The following is a 13,421-nucleotide window of genomic DNA, read 5'->3' on the forward strand; positions in this document are numbered from 1 at the left end:
GAGCATTTTATGATTCTATTAATCATAATATATAAAATACATAAAGTAGGTAAAAGCAAAGTATAAGAACACTACTCTACCTAACAATATATGTTGGTTTTTAAAAAATCTTTGTTTTAAAAAGGGGTATACAATTACTACTGCCATTAGAAACCAGGACAGGTAAGCAAATCTATTAGAGAAATTTGCTCTAATCACCAATATCCAAAAAGCATTTGCCATTACATAGACATTAAATATTTGAAAATATAACTTATCTTCAAATTGTTTTTTGAAAATAAAATACCATCCTGCAAAAACGGCGAAAGCACTATATATCAAAAAATCATATCTAAAACCAGATCTCCCCTGAGTTTCTCCTCCTGTCAAATATCCTCCTAATCTATCATCTGCAAATCCCATTGAAGCAAAAAGAGATTCCCAAAAACCTCCTAATGCTATAGACATTGGTATGGCAACAAGCCATCCAATAAGAAATGTTTTGGGGGCATTATAAAAGAATGTAAGAATATAAGCTCCTATCGGAAGCAATAGTGTTTTATGAAATAGTGCTGCCAATACACAAAACAATATCTGCATTACCTTTTTATTAGGATACGATAATGCCATTAAAAACAAAGAAGTAGCCATTCCGTTTCTAATACCGTTTACGCCATAAGTCCAGAACGAAAAGGAGATCACTAGCATAAAGAAAGAGTAAAACCAGTAATCCTTAAACAGCACTTTAGAGACCCTATACATAGGATAAATATATATGAAAGCGCAGAGCAAGAAAAATCCATTTACGGATAAAAACGTAGCACAAAATTTCATAAACATATGAAAAATGACATCTTTATCTACAATAACATCGCCTCCATATAAGTAATGCTCAAAATGCCTGGCATATGTACGCATATCTATAAAGTACTTACCACTTACCGGGCGTAATCCTATATAAATAATTAAGAAAACAAGAATAAAAAGACCAATAGCTTTGATATAGGATATATTTCTGCTATCATTCATCTCTAATATCCAGGTATGAATCATTGTAAACAATACAATAGCAAGTGCTCCATTGATATATAACGGGTAGTAATATTCTAATGGAACAAAATCAATCATCTACGCAGTCTTTGTTTTTTCTATATAGGTTTTGGCTACATTTTCTAAATCAAATTTAGACAATAAATCCGATCTGAACTTTTTCAAATCTGTTTTATAATTATCATCTGTAAGAACCAAAGATAAGCCTTCAGCCAATTTTTCTTCTTCAGAAATCCATTGGTCAGTTTCTGGAACTCCCAATATTCCTTTAAAAAGATTAGGAGTAACTATACCCGATTCTGTCTTAATATTTTGATCACTTTCTGGATGATCAGAACTACTCATAAGTTCTATAATTCCCTTAGTGCAATATGAAGATACAATCGGAGTACCTACACCTATTGATTCTACAATTACATTGGGAGTACCTTCATAATGAGAAGAAAGAACTAACACTTTTGCCGCTGCTAAGTATTTATATGGGTTACTTCTTCTACCAAGAAGAAATACATTATTTTGTAAATCGAATTGTTTTATTAACCCCTCAATATGATCTACAACTCTTCCGTCTCCATCTCCAATAAAAACCAAATTAGTATCAGGGTTCTTTTTAAGAACCAATGAAAATGCTCTTATTAAATGCCAAGGTGATTTTTGAACAGACATTCTCCCTAAAAAAAGAATTACAGGTTTTGAAAAAACTTCTAATTCCTTCTGATCATCTATAACCTCTTTACTTCTTTTAACAATTTCATCTATATTATGAGGATTATAAATAATCTCCAAATTGGAAAACTTATACTGGCAATTCTCTATTAAATCTTGTTTAATTGCTTTGCTAATACACACAACTTTATCAAGATACTTATATGAAGTGCGGTAGCTTTTTTTGAAGATTTTGTTAAAAAAAGTAGGGTTACTAAATTCTACACTTTTAAGAGCATGGATACTTCCTACTTTGAACTCTTTGGTAAATGACAACGAGCTAAATAGATTTGCCATATCACCAAAAGCGATCGAATCTGTTATGTTGTGTTTACGTATTATTTTACGTATTAAAAAAGGTGCCTTAAAATAGAATAATGCTCTTTCTACCTTTGACATTTTTACAAAATCGTATGGTTTAAAAAACAATTCATCTTCACCAAAATTGATGATATCAGATTCCATTTTAATAAATTTCAAGGCTTTAACCTGATATCCTTTTGATTTATAATGATTATAAAAGGTTAAAGCTAATCGTTCCATACCTCCTACACTACCATATGGCATTATGAGTAAAATATTTCTCATGATGTTGTTTTAGTTAATTGTGTAAACAACGCATCCCATTGAGGAACAATTTGTTCTGGCAGATATCTAGATGCTTTTTCTCTAGCTTCTTTACCCATAATTTCTCTAAGACTCTGATCCTTTATTAAGGTTTCTATTTGATCTGCAAATGCCGTAATATTTCCATTATCAACAAGAAATCCATCTTTTTTATCTGAAATAATCTCCTGAGGCCCGCAAGGACAATTATAAGAAACGCAAGGCACTCCGTAAGCCATAGCTTCTATTAGTACCATCCCAAATCCTTCAAACCTTGAAGACATTACATAAATAGAAGCTTCTTTATACACCTCTCCTATATTTTTTACCGGTTTATGAAATGATACACTGTTATCTATATCTAACTTTTCTGCTAATTGGTGATAAGGTGCTCCTTCTTCAAATTTACCGTATACTTCCAATTTCCAATCAGGGAATTTTTCAGAAACTATTTTCCAACTCTCTAGTAAACGATCGTATCCTTTCTGAAAACATTGTCTCCCTACCGCTAATACTTTTTTATTAGTCACATTTGAGGTTTCTTCTGGATAAAATGATAATGGATTAGAAATCACCTTAAGATTAGGTAGATTCCATTCCTGGAGATTATCCTTAGTCAAGACTACAAATTTATCGTATCGTTTACCCCCAAAACTCATTAGACTGTATACAAGTTTGGTTTTGATTTTTTTCAAAATCGATGCTTGTTCAGTCTGTACCTCTATATTTTTAGAAACATGTCTTTCGTATATCATAGGACACGGTTTTCTAAGAATAAATGGAAGGGTAAAAGCTTTCAAACCATCATCACATACTGATATGATATCCGGTTTTATTTCTTTCACTTTATTTCTCAATACATTTCTATAAGTTCTCAGGTATTTGATAGGATTCCCTGATACTTTTATATCATGATATATTAGTTTATCACTAAAATCATAAAACAAAGGAACATCACCCTGATTTAAAGTAATTATATGTACTTCATATCCTAACTTATCAGCCAGATAACTTGCCTTTATAGAAAGAACTCGTTCTAAGCCTGCAGCTCCAGAAATTTGATTTGTTATATAAAGAAGTTTCATTTCTCTATACCGCAGAAGCTGTTTTAATAAAATTTCTGCATTTTTCTTTTAGAGGCTCAGCCAATGCATGGTGCAATCCTAAATTAGTAACCATCGTATCTCTATTAATTTTGCCTGGAAGATCAAAGTTTGCCGTAAAACTTCCATCATCTGCAACATCTACTCTATTGAATAGCTCTGCAATACCATCAAAACGGCAAGTATCTACAAAAGTGTTAAACGCATTAAGGAATATTACTGGTGTGCCCATTGCTAAACATGGTAATGCACAGTGAATTCGTGAAGTAATTACTAGTTTAGCTTTAGCATATTTTTTTAAACATTCTTCTGCATACTCAAACTTCTCTTCATCGGTTTGTTTTCCTGTTGGTAGAATCTGAGTTACATATTTTGCTGTAGTCAACAAATCTTCATCAACTACTTTCTTGAGCTGTTTCTGAATTTTATTAAGGTTAAATGCATCTCCTTTTAATACACCTTTTACAAAATGTTTTGGGGTTAAAAACAATTTATCAGAAGTAGGATAGTTATAAAATGGATCTACGATGTAAATATCATCTCCTCTTTCTGAATCATCAACCTTATAATTATCTAATGTTAAAGTTAAGCAACCAGTAAAATAAGCCTCGATTCCTTTTTCTTTAAGAATCTTAACTGTATACTTATCACGACAACCAATTGGTCCATGTTTTTTAAGATAGGCTATTCCTTTTTCTGATAACATAAAAGGAGCTGCCGTAGAGTTCATATGAAAAGATACCATTAAAGGATCTATCTCTTCAGAAGGTACCCAATGATGAATATTATGAGTAAACCAACCATTCATAATTAGCTGAATAGGATCTCCTTTATACTCACCTAATTTCTCACGATTCATAAATTGATCTACTTGAGGAAGAAATTGTCTTGCGGCGAGACTCTGCACATAATCACCAACATTATATTTTTCCTTGCCTTCTTGATATGTTAATAATCCGTATTTCATCTGTTTATATTTATTGTTTTCAAAGGTCAGATAGAATCTTTAACGATTTCATCTGTTTATATTTTTTGATATCTGATAATTCTATATACTTTATATAAAAATGGAAACTTTTGTCTTAACACAAACTTCCTTCTTTTATCCTGTTTTACTTTGGCCTCATTCTTATTGACTATTTCGTCAAGATCCAGGTCAATAAAACGTTGAATAGCTTGCTGTTCTTTTTCTTTATCTTTTATAACAAAGAAATCATTTACTTCTGCTGCTTTGTCCTGTATACAGGTCCATTGATATTTAATTCCTTTGGTCATCACACAATCTTCACCAAAATTCTTAAATATTAAATCATAAAAATTATCAGGTACATCTAACCCATAATCTTTAGGGTTAGCTCCTGAAAGGATCAAACTTAAAGTAGTACGTTGACATTTATGACATACATTACAATTATAGCCCGTTCTTTCATCTGCATAACATACTCTAAGTTTTATAGTATGTTCTGAATTATTCACAAACCGTACAACATTATCTGTTTTATCAGTTCTTCTAAATTGATATCCATCATGGGTCACTGTTGTATTTGCCCATTTCATATTTTCATCAATTGCTGGTGATGATCCCCAGCTATAGGTAACTTCGTTTGTAGCAGAAGCGGCAATATTTATATCTCTTATTCCATATTTATAGCTTAAAGGAGATAATACACCTAGTAATGCCATTCCGTGTTGAACTGCACCCCACCATCCAAGATGATCAACCAACAAATCTATTTTGTATGTATAAAACTCTCTTAAATTAGATTCAACATAAAATAACCTGGACTGATCTAGAATCTCTTCTTCTGAATTAAATTTCTTGAATTCATTCCATCGCACAGTATCATCAATTTTCACATCTGCTCCATGAATAGAAATATAGTATGGATTCTTATCATAATGCCTTGTCAAAGAATCATAAGAATCTAACCCTCCACTAAATAATAGTGAAGTATTATTTTCTTTAAATTCATTTTTGACTATAGTATTAACATGTAATGTTCCTTTAATTTCTTTATCTGGATGAAACTTAATAAACTGTTTTTTAAGCTCTTTAAGAGATTCATAAAAAGTTTCATCTATCTCGTCTATATAAACATCAAAACCTACAAACCATGAGATAGGCATAATATTAGCCAATAAAGGAATAACAGCTAAACTCATAGGAGTTTGACTTATGTCTTGATCATAAAGAACATAATATAAATTATTAAGATCAAAATATTCCTGAATCTGTTTATCTACAGTATATTGATAGGAAATTTTTTTTCCCTCTTCTATTTGTATGTTTTCTAATTTAAACATGTTTTCTAAGTTCTTTTAAACTTTCTAGTTACCACTCCAAACATATCACTGAAAATTTTCTTTTCTGAAGCTATCATCCCAAAAGAATAAATCAAAATTGCATATACTATGCTATAACAAACTCCTTTGGCTATAAAATTAATCCAACCTTCTCCTGGTAAATAATTAATCAAATAACCTATTCCAGCAGCGAGCAGACCTACCCACAAAGTTCTACTAAACAATTCTTTAAAGAACCTTAAAATATTTAGTTTAATGACTCTATGATAATAGAAATTCATCACATTCTGAACGATAAGCCATCCGATTACAGAACCTGAAATCATACCAATAGCGCCATGTGTTCTAGCTAAAAATGCCCCGATTCCCACACCTACAAACATAAAAGACAAATATAAAATTGCTTTAAATGAAAGTTTATTTTTTGCTTCCAGAATAGAATTTCCAAATCCTTGAACCAATGGTACTGTATAGGCAATCATAATTAACATGGCTATTATCCAAGAATCATAATATGTTTCTCCTACCCAAAGAAATACGAACTGTTTACCATACAGAATAAAAGCACTTAATATAAAAAGTAATACAATAAATGACATTCTACCTACCCTGATCATCATATCGGTTAGCTCTTCTCCTGTTACATTACCTACTGACATTTTGGTAGCACGCGGTAAAAACACACTAGAGATTGCAGTAGAAAAGGCTCCGTAATAAGTTCCAAGCATAATACCTACACCATAAATTGCCAATACCTCAGAAATCACAATACCACCAAGAACTACATGACCTGCTTTCCACTGAAACATTCCAACAAGTGAAAATATGAATACCCATACAGAGTATCCAAGTATTTTCTTTATAAATGGATAATTAAAGCTGTGAAGTTTAATTTTTACTTTTAACTTTTTAAGCACGAAAAATGCAGTAATAATTATAATCAAAAGATTAAGTATTGTATCTAAAATCACGATTGAAATAGCACGCCCTCCCATAAATAGTAATCCAACAACTAATAATGATCGTAATACATATCGTACAATATTAACTGTTTTAGGAAATACAAATTGCTCATATCCAGAACAGATTCCTGTAAACGCTCCACCAGGTAATCGAATAGCTAGATTAAAAATCAGAATCAAAAACATAGTTTTTGCGATCTCTATCTCTTCTGCAGACATTTTTACAAAGTAATTATCAATATTCATATAAAATATGGTACCGATAATAACAATCAGTGCAGAAATAAAAAGGTAAATTAATAAAACTGTGGCCAAAAAATTCTGTTCACTCTTTTTATCTTTTTCTGCCTGATATTTTGCTACAAATCTTACTATAGTATTATTTAACCCAAAATCCAGCACCGAAATGGTTCCTACCAACGCTCCAATAGCCGTATAAACACCATATTCTGCGTTGCCTAGTTTACTTATAATAAAAGGAGTTAACACTAACCCTATTACATTGGTTAGTATTATAGTAATATAATTTAGAACAGCTCCCTTTTTTAACTGACTCAAAGTGGTTGATTTATTTAGGTTATTTGTTATAAGCTTAAGTAAATTCTACAATCTACCGTGAACTTCTTCTGTAATAATACCTTTTACATCATATAAAACACCATTAGGCATCAATAATGATTTAAGATCTAAATCCAGATATTCTTTATGAGCAACCGTAAGTACCACTGCGTCAAAAGTAGCATCTGGTAATTTATTTACAGTTTCTAAACCATATTCGTGTCTTACTTCATCTTGATCTGCCCAAGGGTCATAAATTGTAATTTCTGTCCCATATTCTTTAAGGTTATTGATTACATCAACAGCTCTTGTATTTCTTACATCTGGACAGTTTTCTTTAAACGTAATTCCTAAAACTAAAACATTAGCTCCTTTGATCCGTATATCGTGATTAACCATCAGTTTAATAACTTCTGAGGCTACATATTGTCCCATGCTGTCATTAAGCCTACGCCCAGCCAGAATAATTTCAGGATGATACCCAAACTCCTGAGCTCGCTGCGCCAAATAGTAAGGATCTACGCCTATACAATGTCCTCCCACTAGTCCCGGTTTAAAGGGAAGAAAATTCCATTTAGTTCCAGCGGCTTCTAATACATGATTGGTATCGATATCCATAAGATTAAAGATCTTAGCTAATTCATTAACAAAAGCGATATTGATATCACGCTGCGAGTTTTCAATCACTTTTGCAGCTTCTGCTACTTTAATCGTGGGCGCTAAATGAGTCCCTGCACTAATAACCGAAGCATATAGATCATTTACTTTTTCTCCTATTTCAGGAGTAGATCCAGCTGTAACTTTTAAGATTTTTTCTACCGTATGCAATTTATCTCCTGGATTAATACGTTCTGGAGAGTATCCAGCATAAAAATCCTTATTGAAAGTCAATCCACTAATTTTTTCTAATACAGGAACACATTCTTCTTCTGTAACTCCTGGATATACTGTAGATTCATATATAACAATATCTCCTGTTTTTAATACTTTACCTATAGTTTCACTGGATTTATACAATGGAGTAAGGTCTGGTCTGTTATTTTTATCTACTGGTGTTGGAACTGTTATTACGTAATAATTACAGTCCTTAATATCCTCAAGATTGGCAGAACAGAATAAACCCAAATCAATATTTGAATTATCTTTTAATACAGATTGAAGTAACTCGTCTTCGACCTCTAGAGTTGTATCCGTTCCTGAACGAAGTTCATCAATCCTTTTTTGATTGATATCAAAACCAATAACGGGATACTTAGTAGCAAATAGTCTGGCTAATGGAAGCCCTACATATCCTAAGCCGATAACGGCAATTTTAATGTTAGTCATAAGTTGGTTATTTATATTTACTCAAAAATATTGTGTTATTTTAAGTTTTCCCAATACCATTTAACAGCTTCTTTTAAACCTGATTTAATATCAAACTCCGGTTCGTATCCTAAAAGTGTTTTAGCTTTTTCTATAGAGGCTAATGAATGTGGTACATCTCCTCTACGTTCTGGTCCATTCTTTACTTCTACATTTTTGATCGCCGGATCAAAGTCTGACAAATACTCTTTTAACAATGTAACCAACTCGTTAAGCGTTGTTCTCTCTCCAAAAGCAGTATTATATACGTTATTCAGTGCTTCTTCATTATCACTGATCATTGCTCTAATGTTCATTTGAATAACATTATCGATATATGTAAAATCTCTTGAAAAAGAACCATCTCCATTGATTACTGGAGCATCATATTCCATAAACTGCATTACAAATTTTGGAATCACCGCGGCATAGGCACCATTGGGATCTTGTTTACGTCCAAACACATTAAAATAACGCAGTCCAATAGTATCTAGATCATACGTTTTTTTAAAATTATCTGCATAGAGTTCATTTACATATTTGGTAATTGCATATGGTGATAATGGCTTACCTATTTTTTCTTCTATTTTAGGTAATGCTTTAGAGTCTCCATAAGTTGATGAGCTCGCAGCATAAATAAATCGTTTTACATCTGCATCTCTAGATGCTACTAGCATATTTAAAAAACCTCCGACATTAACATCATTTGATGTAATAGGATCATTAATAGATCTTGGTACAGATCCTAATGCTGCCTGATGTAAAACATAATCAGCCCCTTTACAAGCTCGATGACAATCTTCTATATTCCTGATATCACCTTCTATAAAGGTAAAATTAGGATGATCTAGAATAGCTGTAAGATTTTTTTTATGTCCTGTTGCAAAATTATCCAGTCCAACCACGGTACTACCAATTTCTAGTAATGCTTCACAAAGATTTGATCCTATAAAGCCTGCCGCACCTGTAACCAGGATTTTCGAAGAACGCAGATGTTCTCGTTGAATAGTGTTCATGAATTTTGTATTAACCCCTTGTTTTTTAGTCCCCTTGCCCATGTTTTTAACATAGACAGCGCGAAATTAAGGTTTCCGATTAGAACTCGCAACATATGTTAAAGGGGATTTTACCCCCTATATAAAGTAAAGGTTATTCCGTTAACGTTAAAAGTAATCACTTCGTCTAACAAAAACACATCAAATACCTGATAATCACACAGATAAATAAAATTCGATTTTTATCAACAATAACGTTTTCGTAACATTAAAACAGGTGTTTGTACCTACCTCACTTTTGGCCGTGGACTATAATAATTATTTTAAAATATACAATGAAGATAAATTTTTATTTTTTAAATCTTAAAATTACTTTTAGCATATATCTTAAAACCAAATTAATAATGAAAAAAACATTTCTAACCATTAGCGCAGCTCTATGCCTTTTTTTTACTAGCTGCGAAAAACAAGATGATTCTGTAACACCAGAAATTGATTCTAATCAATCACTCAACAATGAGATTGTTCTGGATTTTATCGATATCATGAATGAATCCGACAACAAAACCAAAGTCATTGATCTATTATCAAAAAACTCACTACCTGTTTCTCTTGAAACCTTATTCTCTACTGAGATCAGTTCAAAAAAAAGTGTTCCGTTTGTCGATAATATTCAAAGAACCAGAAATAGTAACAATCTTGAATCCTATGAGTTTTGGCTACAGGCAAATAAAAGCATAACCAACTTTGACAATGTACTAGTTGCTATTGCTCCAGAAAATGCTGAAAACTTAGAGCATATTACTGCTTTTGATTTACAGGGAAACAAAACTTTACTTGATGCAAAACAAGCTCCTGACGTACCCGTGATAGTTATTGAAAAAAATGGTTTCTACGCTTTACAGCTAAGATCTCAAGCTATGAATGCTTCTTTAAAAAAGGCTGGTTTACAATCAAAAGGTGCTCATACATTTGATACTTATTCTTCTTTTGAAAAAGCTTCATTAGAAACCACAAAACTTGATAGAATCGAACTAAGAGATGATGAAGAGCCTTGGATCAAAGGTGGTGCTGAAATCTATGCAATTACCTCTGGCATTAGAGATACCAACAACTCACCTGAGCTAAAAGTAATCCCAATGTATTATCTAGATCATGATGATCAAGCATACTATCCAAATCAAATTTTATTATTCTGGGATGAATATAAGTACCAAGCTGCTAACATTCAATTGTTTGAACAAGATTCTAATTACAATTACAGAGATTTATTAAGCATCATTATTGATGGTGTTGCTCAAATTGCCGGAACTCTTAGTGGTCAATCTTGGGTAAATGCCTTAGGAACTATTGGTTCTGCCATTATCAATGCTTTGCCTGATTCCTGGCTTACTGACGATGATGACTATGTAGATTCTTTTTATACTATCGAAAAAAATAAATCCTACAACAATTATTACGGAGCTTCCGGAAATGCAAAAGTAAACATGAGTCCTTTTACAGTTTTAGAAAACTAAAAGGCCTTGTTTCTTAATCATTAAACACTCAGATTTTTTTTAATTAAGAACACCTAAAACAATACCCCAATATTCAAATGAAGTTGAATATTGGGGTATCCTTTTTAAACAATTATTTTATATCTAAAATGCTATTAGCTCTATTAGTTCTTTTTCAAACCTTTCTTTTGCTAAATATTGAGATTCTAAACCTGGCTCAAATGGTATTGGTGTCTCAAGACTTGCTACTCTTTTAACAGGAGCATCTAAAAACTTAAAACAATTTTCCATAATCAAAGAAGAAACATCGGATGCTATTCCTCCAAACATAGAGTCTTCTTGTAAGATAATTGCTTTTCCGGTTTTTTTAACCGATTGGTAAATTGTATCTACATCCAAAGGTTGTAAAGATCTTAAATCAATTAAATCTGCTGATACCTTAGGGTTTTTCTCTAATGCTTCTAGCGCCCAATGTACTCCTGCTCCATAACTAATAATAGTAACATCACTTCCTTCTTTTAAAACTGAAGCTTTACCTATTGGCAAATTATAATATCCCTCTGGAACTTCTTGTCGAATACTTCTATATAACGCTTTATGTTCAAAAAACAATACTGGATTCGGATCCTCTATTGCAGTAATTAACAATCCTTTTGCATCAAAAGGAAAAGCTGGATAAATCACTTTGAGTCCTGGCGTTTTAGTAAACCAGGCTTCATTAGTTTGACTATGAAATGGACCGGCACCTACTCCTGCACCACAAGGCATTCTAATCACTACATCTGCAGATTGATCCCAGCGATAATTAGATTTTGCCAGAAGATTAACAATAGGATTAAACCCTGATGATACAAAATCGGCAAATTGCATTTCTACCACAGCCTTATTTCCATTAATAGCAAGTCCATATCCAGTAGAAACAATACCTGACTCACAAATCGGAGTATTACGAACTCTATCTTTACCATATACTTCTACAAAACCTTCTGTAATTTTAAACACTCCTCCATATTCTGCAATATCTTGCCCCATTATTACAAGATTATCATATTGTTTCATGGATTGATTTAAACCATCCGAGATTGCATCTATTAAGCGTAATTCTTTTGTTTCTTGGCCAGGTTTAATTTCTTTATAATCAAAATCTTTATAAACATCACCAAGCTCTTTTTCAAGATCAATTGATATTCTTTTTTCTTCTACAGTTTGTTGCCAATGAGATTCTATCTCTTCCTTAAGTATTGATTGTAGTTCTTGGTCTTTATCCGAAGAAAGTATTCCCTCTTCAATTAAATATTCTTTATAGTTTTCAATAGGATCTTTAACTTTCCAATGATCCATAAGCTCTTGAGGAACATATTTAGTTCCACTTGCTTCTTCATGACCACGCATTCTAAATGTCTTAAATTCTAATAGAATAGGTCTTGGATTTTGGCGAATACTATTAACCAATTCATTTACAACATGATATACTTCTAAAATATTATTCCCATCGATGATATGTGATTCTATTCCGTACCCTACTCCTCTATCCGCTAAGTTTTCGCAATTGTATTGTTCACTGGTTGGAGTGGACAATCCATATCCATTATTTTCAATACAAAATAATGTTGGCAAATTCCAAACAGATGCGATATTCAAAGCCTCATGAAAATCTCCTTCACTTGTACCTCCTTCTCCTGTAAATACAGCAGTAACTTTATTGTTTTTCTTTAAAAGGTTTCCTAAAGCTATCCCACAAGCAACTCCCATCTGAGGGCCAAGATGCGATATCATTCCGACAATGTTATATTCCTGGGTTCCAAAATGAAAAGAACGATCTCGCCCATTAGTAAACCCATTAGCTTTTCCTTGCCATTGACTAAATAATCTATATAAAGGGATTTCTCGTGTAGTAAACACACCCAAATTGCGATGCATTGGCAATATATACTCATCTTTATTCAGTACACTACTAACACCCACAGATATTGCCTCCTGACCTATACCACTAAACCATTTTGATATTTTACCTTGTCGAAGTAATACCAGCATTTTTTCTTCGATAAGCCTTGGCTTGAGCATATTTTTATACAAAGAGATTAATAGATCATTATCATAATGTTTTCTATCAAATTGAATTTGCATTTTTCCCTTTAAAATATGGTTCATACTATAAAATTAATTACGTAAATGTAATTATTTTTAGTTCAGTTCATATATCTCAAATAGTAATATTATTAAGTAGTTGTTAATTTAACTTAAACAATTCTGTGAATTAGTTAAATTTACTATGATTTTTAATTTAAATATTAAGAAATAACTAATTTGATCAGTTTT

10 protein-coding genes are annotated in these 13,421 nt (G+C 32.1%); 1 reads left to right on the plus strand and 9 read right to left on the minus strand.

Annotation, left to right across the window (positions count from 1 at the left end):
• Window positions 1-18: 18 nt before the first annotated feature.
• Genes U0D62_RS11790 through U0D62_RS11825 form a run of 8 tightly spaced genes read right to left on the minus strand, consistent with a single transcriptional unit; the run spans window position 19 to window position 9,627 of the window.
• Window positions 19-1,107, minus strand: a complete 1,089-nt coding sequence (locus tag U0D62_RS11790) for an EpsG family protein (RefSeq protein ID WP_322287490.1) — start codon at window positions 1,105-1,107, stop codon at window positions 19-21.
• Entirely contained in the window at window positions 1,108-2,322 is a 1,215-nt protein-coding gene (locus U0D62_RS11795) for a glycosyltransferase (protein ID WP_322287491.1), read from the minus strand.
• A complete protein-coding gene (locus U0D62_RS11800) occupies window positions 2,319-3,425 on the minus strand; it encodes a glycosyltransferase family 4 protein (RefSeq protein ID WP_322287492.1) in 1,107 nt (368 codons plus the stop codon). Before U0D62_RS11800 ends, U0D62_RS11795 begins: the two co-directional genes overlap by 4 nt.
• 4 nt (window positions 3,426-3,429) lie before the next feature.
• Window positions 3,430-4,410, minus strand: a complete 981-nt coding sequence (locus U0D62_RS11805; protein WP_322287493.1) for a polysaccharide pyruvyl transferase family protein — start codon at window positions 4,408-4,410, stop codon at window positions 3,430-3,432.
• A gap of 56 nt (window positions 4,411-4,466) precedes the next feature.
• Entirely contained in the window at window positions 4,467-5,747 is a 1,281-nt protein-coding gene (locus U0D62_RS11810; protein ID WP_322287494.1) for a hypothetical protein, read from the minus strand.
• 5 nt (window positions 5,748-5,752) lie between these two features.
• The gene (locus U0D62_RS11815) at window positions 5,753-7,267 is read right to left on the minus strand and encodes a lipopolysaccharide biosynthesis protein (protein ID WP_322287495.1); all 1,515 of its coding nucleotides are present in this window, start codon (window positions 7,265-7,267) and stop codon (window positions 5,753-5,755) included.
• A gap of 45 nt (window positions 7,268-7,312) precedes the next feature.
• Window positions 7,313-8,593: a nucleotide sugar dehydrogenase gene (locus U0D62_RS11820; RefSeq protein ID WP_322287496.1), complete on the minus strand. Its 1,281-nt coding sequence runs from the start codon at window positions 8,591-8,593 to the stop codon at window positions 7,313-7,315.
• Between the two features lie 35 nt (window positions 8,594-8,628).
• The gene (locus tag U0D62_RS11825; protein ID WP_322287497.1) at window positions 8,629-9,627 is read right to left on the minus strand and encodes an SDR family oxidoreductase; all 999 of its coding nucleotides are present in this window, start codon (window positions 9,625-9,627) and stop codon (window positions 8,629-8,631) included.
• A 383-nt stretch (window positions 9,628-10,010) separates the two neighbouring features.
• Between U0D62_RS11825 and U0D62_RS11830 the strand changes: the two genes are divergently transcribed.
• On the plus strand, window positions 10,011-11,123 hold the full coding sequence (locus tag U0D62_RS11830) for a DUF3103 family protein (protein ID WP_322287498.1): 1,113 nt from the start codon (window positions 10,011-10,013) through the stop codon (window positions 11,121-11,123).
• 123 nt (window positions 11,124-11,246) lie between these two features.
• Here U0D62_RS11830 and U0D62_RS11835 read toward each other — a convergent pair whose 3' ends face one another.
• Entirely contained in the window at window positions 11,247-13,229 is a 1,983-nt protein-coding gene (locus U0D62_RS11835) for an alpha-ketoacid dehydrogenase subunit alpha/beta (RefSeq protein WP_322287499.1), read from the minus strand.
• Window positions 13,230-13,421 lie beyond the last annotated feature (192 nt).

This window comes from Aquimarina callyspongiae (genome assembly GCF_034322225.1).
Lineage (GTDB): Bacteria > Bacteroidota > Bacteroidia > Flavobacteriales > Flavobacteriaceae > Aquimarina.